Source organism: Micromonospora musae, assembly GCF_003626635.1.
GTDB classification, from domain to species: Bacteria; Actinomycetota; Actinomycetes; order Mycobacteriales; family Micromonosporaceae; genus Micromonospora; species Micromonospora musae.
Genome location: NZ_RAZT01000001.1, coordinates 422,307 through 438,415, shown reverse-complemented (window position 1 = coordinate 438,415; position 16,109 = coordinate 422,307). Strand labels below are relative to the sequence as shown.

The window sequence follows — 16,109 nt, the reverse complement described above, 5'->3', positions numbered from 1 at the left end:
CGGTGTACAACACTAGAAGACTCATTCCGATCGGTCAATGCGCACGCAGGCCTGTCTCGGCGAGGTGCCGGACGTGCTCGAATCGCGTACGCATTGGCATCGGTCTTAGCCCCAAGGAGCCGGGGAGCCGTTGACGGAGCTGCCGGGTGTCGTTACGGTCGAGTGAATCAACTCGGGAAAGCCCTTTCCGCGACGTCAGACGGGCCGCCCGTAGGCCCCCCGCTGTCGTCCGACATCGAGCAGGAGTGCCCGTGCCACAGCGAGCGGCCGACCGCAGCGCCGACCCGGTCACGGACGATCAGCCCGGGGCCGCACCGGCGGCGGCGCTCTCGACCGGCGGCTCATCGGCCGGCGACGGCTCCCGGCCCGTTGCGGGCCTCGGCACCCGGCTGGCACGCCTGCTCGACGCGCTCTGGCGACCCGCGCTGCTGCTCGCCGCGCTCTTCGCCGGCTGGTGGTTCGTCGCCGAGCGCGAGTACATGCCGAACTACCTGGTGCCCACCCCCGGCCAGGTCTGGGAGACCATGACCGAGGACTGGTCGTTCCTGATGCGCAACACCTACGTGACCTTGTACGAGACCGTCCTCGGCTTCGTCCTCGCCGCCCTGCTCGGTCTCGGCACCGCCATCCTGATCGTCTACTCCCGCACCATGGAGAAGGCCGTCTACCCGGTCGTCCTCTTCGCACAGGTCATTCCGAAGATCGCGATCGCGCCGCTGCTCGTCGCGTGGTTCGGGGTGGGGCTCACGCCGAAGATCGTGCTGGCCGTGCTCATCGCGTTCTTCCCGGTCGTCATCTCCGGTGTGGCCGGGCTGCGCTCCACCGACCCCGAGCTGCTCGACCTCTCGGCGACGATGGGTGCCGGGCCGTGGAAGACGTTCCGCAAGATCCGGTTCCCCAATGCGTTGCCGCACCTGATGTCCGGGCTCAAGGTCGCCGTGACCCTCGCCGTCGTCGGCGCGGTCGTCGGGGAGTTCGTCGGCGCCGAGGAGGGCCTCGGCTACGTGCTGCTGGTGGCGAACGGCAACCTGGACGCCGCGCTGCTCTTCGCCGACCTGTTCCTGATGTCGCTGATCGGCATCGTGCTCTTCGCCGTCGTCGAGATCGCCGAGGCGCTGCTCATCCCGTGGCACGCCAGCCGACGCGGCGGCGTTCCGCTCGCCACGTCCTGAACCGCGTACCCACCCGCCCCCGCCGGATGCTCCAGGAGGCAACACCCATGAGACGTCTCGCAACCACGGCCGTCGCGCTCCTGCTGCTGGGATCGGTCGCCGCGTGTGGCAACGACGGCGAGCGACCGACGACCGCCGACGGCAAGAAGAAAGTGACCCTGACCCTCAACTGGGTGCCCTACGGCGAACACGCCCCCTTCTACTACGGACTGCAGAAGGGCTACTACGACGCCGAGGGCATCGAGCTCACCATCAGCGCCGGCGGCGGCTCCGGCAAGACCATCCAGGCGGTGGCGCAGGAGCAGACCGACTTCGGGTGGGCGGACACGCCGCCGCTGCTCAAGGGGATCGCCAGCGGCATGAAGGTCAAGAGCGTCGGGGTCTTCCTGCAGAAGGGCCCCGCGTCGATCGAGTTCCTCGCCGACAAGGGCATCAAGTCGCCCGCCGACCTCAAGGGCAAGACGGTGGGCGGCACACCGGGCGACGCCATCTACGCGACCTTCCCCGCCTGGCTCAAGGCCAACGGCCTGGCCGAGTCGGACGTCAAGGTGGTCAACCTCGACGCCGCCGGCAAGATCGCCGCGCTCGCCGAGGGTCGCGTCGACGCGATCCAGGGCTTCTTCCACGACCAGGCGCCCACCATCGAGGCGCGCACCGGCAAGGACGTCGACTACCTGCTCTACGCCGACTGGGGAATGAACATGCTCGGCACCGGGCTCGTCGTGCACGAGCAGACCCTGAGCGAGGACCCGAACCTCGTCCGGGCCTTCACCCGCGCCACCCAGCGCTCCTGGGCGGAGGCCGCCAAGGACGTCCCCGCCGCCACCGACGCCATGGCGGAGCTGGCCGAGAACGAGCCCGACAAGCCGGTGCTCGTCGAGCAGTTGACGCTCGCCGTCCCGCTGCTCGACCTCGACGCCGGCGGCGCGCCCGGGGTCAACGCGGAGGCGAAGTGGAGCGAGACCATCGGCCTGATGAGCCGGTACGCGGGGCTCGAGAACGCGGGCGACCCGTCGACGTACTGGGACGGCTCCTACGGTGAGCAGGGGTGACGCCGGCATGTCCACCGCCACCCCGACGCTCACCGACGCCGCCGTCGACATCACCGACCTGACGGTCCGGTTCGAGTCCAAGCGGTCCCGGACCACCGCCGTGACGAACGTCAGCCTGCGGGCCGAGCCCGGCGAATTCGTCACCATCGTCGGCCCCTCCGGCTGCGGGAAGTCCACCCTGCTCAAGGTCGTCGCCGGGCTGGTGCCACCCACCGGCGGCGCCGTCAGCCTCCTCGGCCGGGCCGTCCGCCGCCCCCAGCAGGACATCGGCTTCGTGTTCCAGCGACCGGCCCTGCTCGAGTGGCGCAGCGTACGCAAGAACATCCTGCTCCAGGCCGAGATGCGCGGCCTGGACCGGTCGGCGGCCGCCCGCCGGGCCGACGAGCTGATCGAGCTCACCGGCCTGACCGGCTTCGAGAAGGCACTGCCGCACGAGCTCTCGGGCGGCATGCAGCAACGGGTGGCGCTCTGCCGCGCCCTGCTGCACCAGCCGCCCGTGCTGCTCATGGACGAGCCGTTCGGCGCGCTCGACGCGTTGACCCGCGAACAGCTCAACACCGAGCTGAACCGCATCTGGCGCGACACGGGCACCACCGTCCTGCTGGTCACCCACTCCATCGCCGAGGCGGTCTTCCTCGGCACCCGCGTCGAGGTGATGAGCCCCCGGCCGGGCCGGATCGTCCGCACCTTCCCGGTCGACATCCCACCGGAGCGTGACTACGCGCAGGTCATGTCGGACGAGCGGTTCGACCGCCTCGCCACGCAGATCCGCGGACTGCTCGGCGCGGGCGCCAACCACTGACCGATCCGAAAGGCGAGCCGATGACCGGTCACCGCGCCGCGCCGTCCGCACCCCTGCCCGGCGGGGTCGGCGTGTCCCGACTCTGCGTCTACGACACCGTCGCGCCCGACGGCGAGATCGGCGGCACACCGCACCTGCACCTCTGCTGCGCCGAGGCGTACGTGGTGGTGGCCGGCGCCGGGCTGGTGCAGACCCTCACCCTCGACGGGTACCGCGAGACCCCGCTGCGCCCGGGCGCGGTCGTCTGGTTCGACCCGGGCACCATCCACCGGCTCGTCAACCACGGCAACCTGCAGATCGTGGTCCTCATGCAGAACAGTGGCCTGCCGGAGGCGGGGGACGCGGTGCTGACCCTTCCACCGGAGCACCTCACCGACCCGGCCGGCTACGCGGCGGCCACCGCGCTGCCCGGCGGGGGAGCACCCGGCACCGACCTGGCCGCGGCGCACGCCCGCCGTGATCTCGCCGTACGCGGATTCCACCGACTGCGGTCCGCCGCGAGCAACGGCGACCTCGCTCCGCTGCGCGAGTTCCACTCCGCCGCCGTCCGTCTGGTGCGTCCCTTCGTCGACACCTGGCGGGAGCGGTGGTTGCGCGGCGCGCTGGGCACGGCCACCGGGACCGGCCGGCAGCTCGACGCGTTGGCCCGCGGCGAGGCGCCGCACCTGGCCGACGCGGCGGTCCATGAGTTCGCCGGGCCGCACGAGCGGGGCCGACACGGCATGTGCGGGCTGCTCGACACCTACCCGGCGGGCTGACCCGCGCCGACCCGACCCGCCCGCGCCGGTCGAGCCGGTGCGCGGCGACTGTCCGACCGGGCCGCTACTGTCCTGGATCATGAGCGACACTCATGGTGAGTCCCTGGCCGACTCCGCGCTGGATCCCTCCGCCGCCCGGATCCGCGAGATGGGCACGGCGGCTGTGGAGTGGGCCGCCGCCTACCACGAGTCGATCCGTGACCTGCCCATCGCGCCCCGGGTCTCCGCCGCCGAACTCAACCGGCGGCTGGCCGAGCCGCTGCCGGTCGACGGCCGAGACTTCGCCGACCTGCTCGACGTCTTCCGGGACGTGATCGTGCCGGGCAGCCGGCACAACGGTCATCCGCGCTTCTTCGGCTATGTGTCGGCGCCGGGCACCGCGGTCGCCGCCGTCGCGGACCTGCTCGCGTCGACCTTGAACGCGAACCTGCCCGCGTGGCGCTCGGCGCCGGCGCCCACCGAGCTGGAACACGTCACGATCGGCTGGATCGGGGAGGCGCTCGGCTGTGACCCGGGCGCCGGTGGTCTCTTCACCAGCGGTGGGTCGATGGCCAACCTCACGGCGCTCGCCGCCGCCCGGCACCGGCACTGCGGCGACGCGGTCGCCATCCATGGCGCGGGCGCGCACCCCGCGCCGCTACGCGTCTACGCCTCCACCGAGACCCACCACTCGGTGCACAAGGCGGCGGCGCTGCTCGGCATCGGGCGCGCCAACGTGCGGGAGATCCCGGTCGACGCCGGCCTCCGGATGGACGTCGACGCGCTCGTGGCGGCCGTCGAGCAGGACCGGGCGGCGGGCCTGGAGCCGTTCTGCGTGGTGGCGAACGCGGGGACCGTCGTCACCGGCGCCGTCGACCCGCTGCGTGAGGTCGCGGCCGTCGCCCGTCGCTACGGGCTCTGGATGCACGTCGACGCCGCCTACGGCGGATTCGCCCGGCTGGCCCCGTCGGCCCGTCCGCTCTTCGACGGCCTGGCGGAGGCCGACTCGATAGCCCTCGACCCGCACAAGTGGCTCTACCTGCCCGCCGACTGCGGCTGTCTCATCTATCGTGATCCCGAGGCCGCGCGGGCCGCCTTCCGGCTGGACGCCGACTACACCCGGGTCACCCAGACCGAGCCGGCCGAGGCCTTCGCGTTCTGGGACTACGGCCCCGACCTGTCGCGGCGGTTCCGGGCGCTCAAGGTCTGGATGCTGCTGGCCCACGCCGGTTCGCGGGCGCTCGGCGAGGCGATCGAGAGCAACCTCGACTGCGCTCGCCACCTGGGCGAACTCGTCGACGCGAGTGACGAGTTCGAGCTGCTGGCCCCGGTCGGGCTCTCCATCGTCTGCTTCCGCTACCTGCCGCGCACGATGCGGGACGAGCCACGGTCCGATGCGGACGAGCAGCGACTGGACCGCCTCAACGAGCGGATCATGGTCGCGCTGCAACAGGGTGGCAGCTCCTACCTCTCCAACGCCTCCGTCGACGGCCGCTTCGCGCTGCGCGGCTGCGTGCTGAACTACCGGACGACCCGTCAGGACATGGAGATCCTGCTCGACGACGTCCGGCGGGCCGCGAAACAGGTACTCGACGCCGAGGAGTGAGCCGGCCGGCCCACCCGTTTTGGTGCGGATTTGCCGGGCACGCTCAGTGGTCGGACAGCCATCGAGGAAGGTCTTGCGCGGACTTCGTATACAACATACGCTCCCCGAATCGCCCACGTGAGGAGCTCTCAAATGACGAACCTCCCCTTCCGCGAACCGAGCCTGCCCAGGCTCCGTCCACTCCGGGCCGCACTGGCGGCGGTCGTCGTGGCGTGCACCGTCGCGGCCTGCTCGCCGGTGTCGGAGAGTGGAAGCGACCCGGGCTCGGACGCGAACCAGTCCGCGGGCCAGGACTCCTTCGGCTCACCGGCGGACCCCAACGCGGTGCGCGACGGCGGCAACCTGGTCATCGCCCTCTCGGCGGAGCCGGACGCGCTCGACCCGACCCTGTCGCGCAGCCTCTACTCCCGCTACGTCTTCCAGGCCATGTGCCAGAAGCTCTACGACGTGGACGAGAAGGCCCAGGTCGTACCCCAGCTCGCCACCGCTCTGCCCACCACCAGCAGCGACGGGAAGAGCGTGACCATTCCGCTGCGCGAGAACGTGCGCTTCGCGGACGGCACGCAGTTCGACGCCGCGGCCGTGAAGGCCACCATCGAGCGGCACATGAGCAACGCCCGCTCGGCCCGCAAGAGCGAACTCGGCCCGATCGAGGCCGTCGACACCCCGGACGCCCACACGGTGGTCATCCGCCTGGCGCAGCCGTTCGCGCCGCTGGTCGGCGCGCTCGCCGACCGCGCCGGCATGATCATGAGCCCGAAGGCGCTGCAGAGCCTCGGCGACGACTTCGCCTCCGCGCCGGTCTGCGTCGGCCCCTTCAAGTTCGGCAAGCGGGTACCCCAGAACTCCATCGAGGTCGTGCGGGACCCGAACTTCTACGACGCCGCGAAGGTCCACCTCGACGGCATCACGTGGCGCATCCTCAGCGACGCGAGCATCCGCGCCGCCAACCTGCGCTCCGGTGACGCCCAGGTCGCCGACAGCGTCTCCACCCAGGACGTCGCGGCGCTGCAGGGGGAGTCCTCACTGACCGTGCTGCAGTCCCAGTCCCTCGGCTACCAGGGACTCACGTTCAACATCGGCAACGTCGACGGCCTCGGCACCGCGCCCAAGCCCATCAACCGGCCCATCGCGCAGAACGCGAAGGTCCGGCAGGCCTTTGAGCACGCGCTGGACCGGAAGGCGCTGGTCCAGGCGGTCTTCAACGGCATCCACGCCGAAGCCTGCTCACCCATCTCGCCCGCGAGCCCGTTCTCGTCCCCCGAGGCGCAGAACTGCCCCGCGCACGACCCCGCCAAGGCGAAGCAGCTGCTCGCCGAGGCCGGCGTGCAGACCCCGTACCCGGTGACGATGCTCGCGTCGAACACGCCCGACACGCTGCGCCTCGCGCAGGCCCTGCAGTCGATGGTCAAGGAGGGCGGCTTCGACCTGAAGATCAACCCGGTGGAGTACTCCTCCCTCCTCGACGAGCAGGACCGCGGCAACTTCGAGCTGCTGCAGCTGGGTTGGAGCGGACGCATCGACCCGGACGCCAACATCACCAACTTCGTCGGCACCCGGGCCAGCCAGAACGTCGCCGGCTACAGCAACCCCCAGCTCGACGGCCTGCTGACCCAGGCCCGCCAGGCCAGCGACATCGAGGAGCGCAAGAAGCTGTACGGGCAGGCGGTGACGCTCCTCCAGCAGGACGACGCGCTGATCTACATGTACCGGCAGCGCAACCTCACCGCCTTCTCCAACAAGATCCAGGGACTGCAGGTCTTCCCCGACGGCGTGATCCGCGCGGCCTTCGCCGGATTCACCAAGTAGGTCGACCATGGCCCGGTATCTGATCACGCGCGCCTGGCAGTCCGCGCTGACCCTGCTCCTGTCGACGGTCGTGGTGTTCTTCGGCGTGCGCGCCCTCCCCGGCGACCCGGCGCTCGCGCTGGCCGGGGAGGACCGCTCACCCGAGGCGCTGGAGGCGATCCGGCACCACTACGGGCTGGACCAGCCGCTGCCGCTCCAGTTCGCCCAGTACGTGGGGCGCATGGCCCAGGGTGACTTCGGGGAGTCGATCCGGACCGGGATACCGGTGTCCTCGATGCTCACCACCGCCCTGCCCGTGACGGCCGAACTCGCCGTCCTCGCCATCCTCATCGCCGCCGCGCTCGGTGTCGGCGCCGGGGTGCTCGCGGCCGTGCGCCGCGGGCACCCCGCGGAGTGGCTGGCCAACGGACTGGCTCTGATCGGGCTGTCGGTGCCGCACTTCTGGCTCGGACTGCTCGCGATCCTCTACCTCTCCGTGGCGACGGGGCTCTTCCCCGCCTCCGGATTCGTGCCGCTGCTCGACGACCCGGTGGACAACCTGCACCACCTCATCCTGCCCGCCGTCATCCTCGGCACCGGCCTCGCCGCCATCATCATGCGGCAGACCAGGTCGGCGATGCTGGACTCGCTCTCGTCCGACTACGTGCGTACGGCGAAGGCGAAGGGTCTGCGGCCGCGCGCCGTGATCACGCGGCACGCCCTGCGCAACAGCCTCATCGTGGTCGTGACGATCGTGGGCCTCCAGCTCGGCGGGCTCATCTCGGGCGCGGTCGTCACCGAGCAGATCTTCGGGCTTCCGGGCTTCGGCAAGATGACGATCGACGCGGTGTTCCAGCGGGACTACCCGGTGATCCAGGCCGTCGTCCTGCTCACCGCGACCGCCTACATCCTCATCAACTTCCTCGTCGACCTGCTCTACTCCGTCATCGATCCCCGAATCCGAGTGACGGGGGACCCGGCATGACCGTACTGACCGTTCCGACCGCCGACGCCGTCCCGGTGGGCCTCAGCCGCCGGACCCGGATCCTCCGCCGGCTGCGGCGCAACCCGCTCGCCGTCGTGAGCTTCGTCGTCCTCGCGCTCGCCGCCGTCGCCGCCCTGCTCTCGCCCTGGCTCGCCCCGTACGCGGTCGAGCAGACCGATTTCGCCCGCACGTTCGCACCACCGGGAACACCCGGGCACCTGCTGGGGACCGACGACCTCGGCCGCGACGTCCTGTCCCGCATCATGCTGGGGGCGCGCGCCTCGCTCCAGGTGGCGATCCTGGCGGTGGCCACGTCACTGGTGATCGGCGTGCCCCTCGGGCTCGCCGCCGGATACTTCCGGGCGTGGGACGCGGTCATCTCGCGCTTCACCGACCTGCTCCTCGCCTTTCCGTTCCTGATCATGGCGGTGGGGTTGGCGGCGATCCGCGGCGCCAGCCTCACCAACGCGGCCGTGGCGGTCGGGATCGCGCAGATCCCGGGCGTGATCCGGGTGGTGCGCTCGGACACGCTGCGGCTCAAGTCGCTGGACTTCGTCGCCGCCGCCGTGGTGGACGGCGCCAGCGACCTGTGGGTGCTCGCCCGGCACATCCTGCCCAACGCGACGTCCGTGATCCTGGTGCAGGCCACGGTGGCGATCCCCGCCGCGATCCTCGGCGAGGCCGTGCTCTCGTTCCTCGGTCTCGGCATCCAGCCACCGGATCCCAGCCTCGGCACCATGCTCGCCACCGCCCAGCAGTTCGCCGCCCGCGCACCGTGGGCCGCCGTCCTGCCGGGTGTGGTGATCATGGGTCTGGCGCTGGCGTTCAACGTCTTCGGTGACGCCCTGCGGGACGCCCTCGACCCGAAGGGGGACCGGCGATGACCACTACCGGACAGCTCGGTGACCCACCCGCGCCGGGGGCACCGGCGCTGGAGCTGCGCGACCTGTCGGTCACCTTCCGCACCGAGGGCGGGATCGTCTCGGCGGTCGACCGGGTGAGCCTGGACCTCGCCCCAGGGGAGATCGTCGGCATGGTGGGCGAATCGGGGTGCGGAAAGAGCGTCACGGCGATGAGCATCGCCGGCCTGCTCCCCGAGAGCGCCCGGATCAGCGGCTCGATCCGGCTGCAGGGCACCGAGCTCGTCGGGGCCCGCGACTCCGTGCTGCGTCGGGTACGTGGCAAGGAGATCGCGTACATCTTCCAGGAGCCGATGAGCTCGTTGAACCCCGTGCTGACCGTGGGTCGGCAGATCACCGAGGTCCTCCAGGTCCACGAACGGATGTCCCGCCGCGCCGCCCGGGCCCGCGCCGTCGAGCTGCTGACCCTGGTCGGCATCCCGTCGCCGGCGACCCGGGTCGACAACTACCCGCACCAACTCTCCGGCGGGATGCGCCAACGCGTGATGATCGCGATGGCGGTGGCCTGCGGCCCGAAGGTGCTGGTGGCCGACGAGCCCACCACCGCGCTCGACGTCACCGTGCAGGCCGGCATCCTCCAGGTGCTGCGGGACCTGCGTGACCGGCTCGGCACGAGCATCCTCATCATCACGCACGACCTCGGGGTGATCGCCGACGTCGCGGACCGCGTCGTCGTCATGTACGCGGGCCGGGTGGTGGAGCGGGCACAGGTCACCGACCTGTTCGCGCATCCCCACCACCGCTACACGGCGGGACTCCTGTCGGCGTCGCCGACGCCCGGTGTGCACGCCGGCACCCAACGCCTGCAGGAGATCCCCGGCCTGGTCCCCGTCCTGTCGACCCAGCCCGACGCCTGCACCTTCGCCGACCGCTGCCCGGCGGCGGACGCGCGGTGCCGCGACGCCGCACCGCCCCTCGACGCGGTCGCCGCGGCCACGGACCACCTCGCGGCGTGCTGGCACCCCTGCCCGATACCGCGGACACAGCCGGAGGAGGCGAGCGCATGACGCCGCAACCGAACGCCCTCGAGCTGGACGACCTCGTCATGCACTTCGGCCCCGTACGCGCGGTGGACGGCGTGTCGCTGCGCATTCCGCGCGGCCGGGTCACGGCGCTGGTGGGGGAGAGCGGATCCGGGAAGTCGACGGTGGGCCGCTGTGTGGTGCGGCTCGTGGAGCCGACGGCGGGCACGGTGCGGATCGCCGGAACGGACGTCACCCACCTGACCCGGCGGCAGCTGCGCCGGCACCGCAGCGACGTGTCGATCGTCTTCCAGGATCCCGCCGGATCGCTGGACCCACGGATGCTGGTCGGCGACATCGTGGCCGAGCCGCTGCGGCTCTCCGGTCGGCGGCTGTCGGGACGAGACCGGCAGGCCCGCGTCGCCGCCGAGCTGGGCCGGGTGGGCCTGCGCGCCGAGGTGGCCCGCCGGTACCCGCACGAGCTCTCCGGCGGCCAACGCCAGCGGGTCAGCATCGCCCGGGCGTTGATCTCCGAGCCGAACCTGCTCATCGCGGACGAACCCACGAGCGCGCTCGACGTCTCCGTGCAGGCGTCCGTGCTCAACCTCCTCGCCGATCTGCAGCGGGACATCGGCTTCGCCTGCCTCTTCATCACCCACGACCTCTCCGCCGTCGAGTACCTCGCGGACGACATCGCCGTCATGTACCTCGGCCAGCTCGTCGAGCAGGGCTCCCGCGAGCAGATCTTCACCCGACCCGCCCACCCGTACACCCAGGCACTGCTGGCCGCCGCCCCGCTGGCCGATCCGGTGCGTCAGCGGCAGCGCCAGCCGGTGCTGCTCGGTGACGACCTGCCGTCCGCGCTGGATCCGCCCTCCGGCTGCCGCTTCCGCACCCGGTGCCCGCTAGCGTTCGACCGGTGCGCGAGCGAGACGCCCGCGCAGGTCGAGTACGGCGGCGGCATGGCCGCGTGCCACCTGGTCCAACCGGACGGCACCCGACCAGACGTCCGCGCCGCAGATTCGAGTGAGGTCCTGTCATGACGTTCACCACCAGACCCACGCTGCAGGGGACCTTCGGGATGGTCTCCTCGACGCACTGGCTCGCCAGCCAGGCGGCCATGGGAATCCTCGAACGCGGCGGCAACGCCTTCGACGCCGCGGTCACCGCCGGGTTCGTCCTGCACCTCGTGGAACCCCACCTGAACGGGCCGGGCGGCGAGGTGCCCGCCATCGTGGCGACGGCCCAGGACCCCACGCCGAAGGTGCTGTGCGGGCAGGGGCCCGCCCCGGCCGGCGCGACCATCGCGCACTTCCGGTCCCTGGGGATGGAGCTCATCCCCGGCTCCGGCCCGCTCGCCGCGGCCGTGCCCGGCGCCGTGGACGCCTGGCTCCTGCTGCTGCGTGACCACGGCACGCTCCCGCTGGCGGAGGTGCTGGACCCGGCGATCGGCTACGCCACCGCCGGCCACCCGCTCGTCGCCCGGGTCGGCGACACCGTGGCGGCCGTGCGGAAGCTCTTCGAGGAGCACTGGCCCACCTCCGCGCAGCTCTGGCTGCGGGAGGGCCGGCCGCCGGCCGCGGGCGAGCTCTTCACCAACCCGGCGTACGCCCGGACGCTGCGCGGGCTGCTCGACGCCGCCGCGGCGGCCGGCTCGGACCGGGAGGCGCAGATCGAGGCCGCGCGCCGGGCCTGGCGGGAGGGATTCGTCGCCGAAGCCGTCGACGCCTTCAGCCGGCAGCCGTTCCAGGACTCCAGCGGCGCTCCCCACGCCGGTCTGGTGACCGGGGCGGACCTGGCCGCGTACTCGGCGACCTGGGAGGAGCCGGTCACCCTCGACTGGCACGGCCACACGGTGGCGAAGACCGGCTTCTGGGGCCAGGGCCCGGTCCTGCTGCAGACCCTGTCGATCCTCGACGCGCTCGACGAACCGCAGGCGTACGACCCGTCGACCGCGGCCGGCATCCACGCCCAGGCGGAGGCGCTCAAGCTCGCCTTCGCCGACCGGGAGGCGTGGTACGGCGACAGCGGCGACGTGCCCGCGAAGACGCTCCTGTCCCGGGAGTACGCCCGGGAGCGGGCCGCCCTGATCGGGCAGCGCGCGTCGACCGAGCTGCGGCCGGGACGTCCGGACGGGGCCGAGCCGCGGCTGTCGGGTCACGCCCGACGGGGTGCCGGGCCGCTGGTGGACGCGACCGACGCCACGACGGGTGAGCCGACGGTCAAGTCGGACGGTGTCACCCGGGGCGACACCTGCCACGTCGACGTGGTCGACCGCTGGGGCAACATGATCTCCGCGACGCCGAGCGGTGGTTGGTTGCAGAGCTCACCGACCATTCCGGAGCTCGGCTTCCCCCTCGGCAGCCGCCTCCAGATGTTCTGGCTCGAGGAGGGGCTCGCCTCGTCGCTCGCTCCGGGACGCCGTCCGCGTACCACGTTGAGCCCGACCCTCGTGTACCGCGACGGCGCGCCGGTCATGGCGTGCGGCACGCCCGGCGGGGACCAGCAGGACCAGTGGCAGCTGCTCTTCCTGCTGCGTCACCTCGCCGGCGGTGCGTCGCTGCAGGAGGCGATCGACGCGCCCGCCTGGCACACGACGAGCATTCCCGCGTCGTTCTATCCGCGCGGAACCGAGCCCGGCGTGCTGGTGGTGGAGGACCGCCTCGACGAGGAGACGCTGGCGACGCTGCGGGGGTACGGGCACGAGGTGCGGCTCTCCGACCCGTGGAGCCTGGGGCGGCTCTGCGCGGTGACCCGTGACCCGGACACCGGCGTCCTCGCGGCGGGCGCGAACCCGCGCGGCATGCAGGGCTACGCCTGCGGGCGGTGATGGTCAGCGGGCCTGGTAGCCGCCCTCGGCGTTCTCGTGCGCCGCCACGTAGGCGGCGCCGAGGTGGGCGAGGGCGGCCAGCTCGGCCCGATCCCCGTCGCCGGACTCGATCGCGTCGACCAGCTGGATGTGCTCGGCCCACGAGTGCGGGGCCCGCTCCGCGGCACCCAGCCGGAAGACCCACTGCACATGGAGGTACAGCGCCTTGGTGATCGACGACAGCCAGGGGTTGCCGCTGATCTGGAGGATCCGCAGGTGCAGGGCGCTGTTCAACTCGGCGACCCGGCGCAGGTCGTGCCGTTCGGTCGCCTCGTGGCCCTGGTCGAGCAGCTCCCGGAGGGCGGCCACGTCCGCCGCGGTGGCCCGTTCGGCCGCCAGCCGGGCGGCCAGCGCCTCCAGGCGCTCGCGGACGGCGAACATGTCCGCGACCGTCCCGCTGCTGGGGGAGGCGACCACCGCCCCGCGTCGGGGCAGGATCACGACGAACCCCTCGGCCTCCGCGACGCGCAACGCCTCCCGGACCGGGTTGCGGGAGACGCCGAAGTCCTCGGCCAACCGGTCCTCGGTGAGCCGTTCACCGGGAAGGTAGTCGCCGTTGATGATCGCGGTCCGCAGGGCGACGAGGACCTGGTCGCGTAGCGGCAGGTGTTGAGCACCGAGCTTGCCCCGCAGGTCTCCAGTCAAGCCGACCGCCTCTCATCAACGTCACGGCGAGTGTATACGAAGAACAATCTGTGAAGGGCGGCCGACAGTGTCGAGAACAGAGCAAGACGTCAACGGCTCCCGCGTCGCCACCGCGGCGCCCGGGGACCTCCTGCGGCGACGGCACGCCCTCGTCGTCGTACTCACCTTCCTGACCGGCAGCGCCGACGCCGTCGGCTTCCTCTCCCTCGGCGGCGCGTTCTCCAGCGTCATGACCGGCAACATGGTGCTGCTGGGCCTCTCGGCCGGCCGGGGCGACGCCGAACTCGCCGTCACCTCCGGCTGCGCCATTCTGAGCTTCATCGTCGGCGTCCTCGCGGGCGCCCGCCTCGCCGGCTCGGCCCAACCAGACGACCCGGTCTGGCCACGACAGGTCAACCGGGCGCTCACCCTCGAACTACTGGTCTTCGTCGTCTTCGTCGTCGTCTGGGAGCTCAACCTCCCCGAGCACTCGGAGCGCGTCGACCTCGTGCTGCTGATGCTGTCGGCGGCGGCGCTCGGCGTGCAGAGCAGCGCCATCCAGCGGTTCGGCGTACCCGGTCTCTCCTCCACGTACCTCACCGGCACCCTGACCAGCCTGATCGGCGGTGTCGCCGCGCGCAGCCCGTGGCACACGCTGCGGCCGAAGGCGCAGGTCCTGCTGGCCCTCATGGCCGGCGCTGCCGTCGGAGCGCTCGCCGCCCTGCACCTGACCGCGTTCGCGCCGGCGCTGCTGATCGTCCCGCTCCTGCTCGTCATCGCCGTCTCCGCGCGTCTCCCGCGCTAGGGCATGTGTCAAAGTCCCTGGCCGGCCTGCGGCGGGCCCAGACGACGACCGGCGGCGTCGGCGCTTCGTCCGGATACAACACCGGTATCCGAACGAATCCCCGCCTTGCCGGACCGCCGCCTGGACTCCGCCTCGGCTCGACCGAGGACTTCGACACACGCCCCGGGCGAGCGGCGTCACCGCCAGGCGAACGCCGACGACGCTGCCCGGCCCACCGCCGCGGCCCGCGCCACCGTGCAGAACTGCTGGATCAGGGTCCGGACAGGTTCGGTCTCCCGCCCGAGAACCTTGTAGCTCAGCCCAGCGTCGTTCGGCAGCAGGCTGACCCCCGCGACGATCGGGAGGTCGTCGTCCCAGGTGGGTGGCGTCTGATCCGCGACGCGGCGGGCCCGCTCGGGCGAGGTCAGCAACAGGACGTTGCCGAAGACGTGGAAGGAGTCGAGCACGCCCCGGCGGTCGACGCCGAACCGGGCCGGCTCGATCACATACTTCTCCACGAAGAGGTTCCGTCCACCCGGGCGGGCGGCCCGGACGGCGCAGGAGAAGAGGTCGTACTGGAAGATCTCCCCGTCCCGGTGGTGCTTGCGGCCGGGCAGCAGGATCTCCGCGTAGAGCACGGTCGCGGATTGCGGCAGCGTGACTGCCGTGTCCGAGACGAACCGGCTGTGCCGGTACGGGATCGTCGGCTCCGGCAGGTACTCCAGGTACGCGTCCTCGGCGAGGCTGATCCGCTGGAACTGGGTGGCGTAGTTCGCGTCCATCTCCTGGATCTTGTTCGCCGCCTGGGTGGTCAGGTGGGCCCGCGCGCCCTCGCCGAGCGAGACGTCGATCCGGTACCGGTCACCCTGAAGGATCCCGCCGGAGGTGGAGATGATGAACAGGCAGGCCATCTCGGGCATCGCCGCGTCCCAGTAGAGCGCGCGCTGCGCGAGCAGAGGCGCCTGACGGAACAGGTCGGTCAGGACGGTTCGCTCGGCACGCCGCTCGAACGCGAGCCGGAGCAGGCCGACCTTGCCCGGCGCGCCGCCGGGTAGCTGGGCCGGCTCGTCGCGGTACGGGGCCAGCTCCGGCGCGCCGTCCAGGTCGGTCACGCCGGCACCCGCCGCGCCTCCTCCTGACCACCGGCGAGCGGCTCGCCGGGACCGGCCGGCTGCGACAGGTCGAACAGGGCGTGGTACCGGATGAGCGAGATCAGCTCGTCAATCCCCGCGCCGGTCTTGCAGTTGGTGAAGACGAACGGTTTACCGCCGCGCATCCGGGTGGCGTCGGCCGACATCACGTCGAGGTCGGCGTCGACGTACGGAGCCAGATCGATCTTGTTGATGACCAGGATGTCCGACTGTGAGATCCCCGGACCGTTCTTGCGCGGGATCTTGTCGCCGGCCGCCACGTCGATCACGTAGATGAAGTAGTCGACCAGGGCGGGGCTGAAGGTGAGGGTCAGGTTGTCCCCACCGCTCTCGATCAGCACCAGATCGCTGTCGGGGAACCGGGCCTCCATGTCCTCCACCGCGGCGAGGTTCATGCTCGGGTCCTCGCGTACCGCCGTGTGCGGGCAGGCGCCGGTCTCCACGCCGACGATCCGCTCCTCCACCAGCACCCCGGTCAGCGCCCGCCGGACATGCTTGGCGTCCTCCGTGGTGACCACGTCGTTGGTGACCACGAGCACCCGCAGCCCGCTCTCCACCAGCCGGGGCACCACCGCTTCGATGATCGCCGTCTTGCCGCTGCCCACCGGGCCGCCGACGCCGATGCGACTGACTGTCTTCATAGCCACTCCCGAAACC

The 16,109-nt window shown here is 71.7% G+C and carries 15 protein-coding genes; 12 read left to right on the top strand and 3 right to left on the bottom strand.

Annotated features, from left to right (window positions below; all coding sequences use genetic code 11):
* The first annotated feature begins 251 nt into the window (after positions 1-251).
* From D7044_RS02020 to D7044_RS01970, 11 genes are all read left to right on the top strand, one after another.
* Positions 252-1,172, top strand: coding sequence for an ABC transporter permease (locus D7044_RS02020; RefSeq protein ID WP_120687902.1), 921 nt, complete (start codon positions 252-254; stop codon positions 1,170-1,172).
* Between the two features lie 47 nt (positions 1,173-1,219).
* Positions 1,220-2,224: an ABC transporter substrate-binding protein gene (locus tag D7044_RS02015; protein ID WP_120687756.1), complete on the top strand. Its 1,005-nt coding sequence runs from the start codon at positions 1,220-1,222 to the stop codon at positions 2,222-2,224.
* The gene (locus tag D7044_RS02010) at positions 2,211-3,026 is read left to right on the top strand and encodes an ABC transporter ATP-binding protein (RefSeq protein WP_411710957.1); all 816 of its coding nucleotides are present in this window, start codon (positions 2,211-2,213) and stop codon (positions 3,024-3,026) included. Before D7044_RS02015 ends, D7044_RS02010 begins: the two co-directional genes overlap by 14 nt.
* A gap of 20 nt (positions 3,027-3,046) precedes the next feature.
* Positions 3,047-3,784 (top strand): cupin domain-containing protein, encoded by a 738-nt coding sequence (locus tag D7044_RS02005; protein ID WP_120687755.1) that lies wholly within the window; start codon positions 3,047-3,049, stop codon positions 3,782-3,784.
* Between the two features lie 79 nt (positions 3,785-3,863).
* Complete coding sequence (locus tag D7044_RS02000) at positions 3,864-5,369, top strand: pyridoxal phosphate-dependent decarboxylase family protein (RefSeq protein WP_158609945.1); 1,506 nt, start codon at positions 3,864-3,866, stop codon at positions 5,367-5,369.
* Between the two features lie 132 nt (positions 5,370-5,501).
* Positions 5,502-7,178, top strand: coding sequence for an ABC transporter substrate-binding protein (locus tag D7044_RS01995; RefSeq protein WP_120687753.1), 1,677 nt, complete (start codon positions 5,502-5,504; stop codon positions 7,176-7,178).
* A 7-nt stretch (positions 7,179-7,185) separates the two neighbouring features.
* Entirely contained in the window at positions 7,186-8,142 is a 957-nt protein-coding gene (locus D7044_RS01990; RefSeq protein ID WP_120676202.1) for an ABC transporter permease, read from the top strand.
* Positions 8,139-9,026, top strand: coding sequence for an ABC transporter permease (locus D7044_RS01985; protein ID WP_120687752.1), 888 nt, complete (start codon positions 8,139-8,141; stop codon positions 9,024-9,026). The genes D7044_RS01990 and D7044_RS01985 overlap by 4 nt, the downstream gene beginning before the upstream one ends.
* A complete protein-coding gene (locus D7044_RS01980; protein ID WP_120687751.1) occupies positions 9,023-10,069 on the top strand; it encodes an ABC transporter ATP-binding protein in 1,047 nt (348 codons plus the stop codon). The genes D7044_RS01985 and D7044_RS01980 overlap by 4 nt, the downstream gene beginning before the upstream one ends.
* A complete protein-coding gene (locus D7044_RS01975) occupies positions 10,066-11,067 on the top strand; it encodes an ABC transporter ATP-binding protein (protein ID WP_120676209.1) in 1,002 nt (333 codons plus the stop codon). Before D7044_RS01980 ends, D7044_RS01975 begins: the two co-directional genes overlap by 4 nt.
* Positions 11,064-12,854 carry a gamma-glutamyltransferase family protein gene (locus D7044_RS01970; RefSeq protein ID WP_120687750.1) on the top strand — a complete coding sequence of 597 codons (1,791 nt, stop codon included), beginning with the start codon at positions 11,064-11,066 and terminating at the stop codon, positions 12,852-12,854. The genes D7044_RS01975 and D7044_RS01970 overlap by 4 nt, the downstream gene beginning before the upstream one ends.
* Before the next feature lie 3 nt (positions 12,855-12,857).
* Here the strand turns inward: D7044_RS01970 and D7044_RS01965 are convergent, their stop codons facing one another.
* Entirely contained in the window at positions 12,858-13,538 is a 681-nt protein-coding gene (locus D7044_RS01965) for a GntR family transcriptional regulator (RefSeq protein ID WP_120676213.1), read from the bottom strand.
* 67 nt (positions 13,539-13,605) lie between these two features.
* Here D7044_RS01965 and D7044_RS01960 point away from each other — a divergent pair, with 67 nt between their 5' ends.
* Positions 13,606-14,322: a YoaK family protein gene (locus D7044_RS01960; RefSeq protein WP_158609944.1), complete on the top strand. Its 717-nt coding sequence runs from the start codon at positions 13,606-13,608 to the stop codon at positions 14,320-14,322.
* Between the two features lie 176 nt (positions 14,323-14,498).
* On the opposite strand, the gene D7044_RS01955 is transcribed toward D7044_RS01960, so the two are convergent.
* Both D7044_RS01955 and ureG read right to left on the bottom strand, forming a co-directional pair.
* Positions 14,499-15,413, bottom strand: coding sequence for an urease accessory protein UreD (locus D7044_RS01955; protein ID WP_120687748.1), 915 nt, complete (start codon positions 15,411-15,413; stop codon positions 14,499-14,501).
* The gene (ureG, locus tag D7044_RS01950; protein WP_120687747.1) at positions 15,410-16,093 is read right to left on the bottom strand and encodes an urease accessory protein UreG; all 684 of its coding nucleotides are present in this window, start codon (positions 16,091-16,093) and stop codon (positions 15,410-15,412) included. The genes D7044_RS01955 and ureG overlap by 4 nt, the downstream gene beginning before the upstream one ends.
* Positions 16,094-16,109: the final 16 nt, after the last annotated feature.

Excerpts from the sequence above, each read along its gene's own strand:
- D7044_RS02015 (WP_120687756.1), top strand. The coding sequence starts at position 1,220 with ATGAGACGTCTCGCAACCACGGCCGTCGCGCTCCTGCTGCTGGGATCG.
- D7044_RS02005 (WP_120687755.1), top strand. The coding sequence starts at position 3,047 with ATGACCGGTCACCGCGCCGCGCCGTCCGCACCCCTGCCCGGCGGGGTC.
- D7044_RS02000 (WP_158609945.1), top strand. The coding sequence starts at position 3,864 with ATGAGCGACACTCATGGTGAGTCCCTGGCCGACTCCGCGCTGGATCCC.
- D7044_RS01995 (WP_120687753.1), top strand. The coding sequence starts at position 5,502 with ATGACGAACCTCCCCTTCCGCGAACCGAGCCTGCCCAGGCTCCGTCCA.
- D7044_RS01990 (WP_120676202.1), top strand. The coding sequence starts at position 7,186 with ATGGCCCGGTATCTGATCACGCGCGCCTGGCAGTCCGCGCTGACCCTG.
- D7044_RS01985 (WP_120687752.1), top strand. The coding sequence starts at position 8,139 with ATGACCGTACTGACCGTTCCGACCGCCGACGCCGTCCCGGTGGGCCTC.
- D7044_RS01980 (WP_120687751.1), top strand. The coding sequence starts at position 9,023 with ATGACCACTACCGGACAGCTCGGTGACCCACCCGCGCCGGGGGCACCG.
- D7044_RS01975 (WP_120676209.1), top strand. The coding sequence starts at position 10,066 with ATGACGCCGCAACCGAACGCCCTCGAGCTGGACGACCTCGTCATGCAC.
- D7044_RS01970 (WP_120687750.1), top strand. The coding sequence starts at position 11,064 with ATGACGTTCACCACCAGACCCACGCTGCAGGGGACCTTCGGGATGGTC.
- ureG (WP_120687747.1), bottom strand. The coding sequence starts at position 16,093 with ATGAAGACAGTCAGTCGCATCGGCGTCGGCGGCCCGGTGGGCAGCGGC.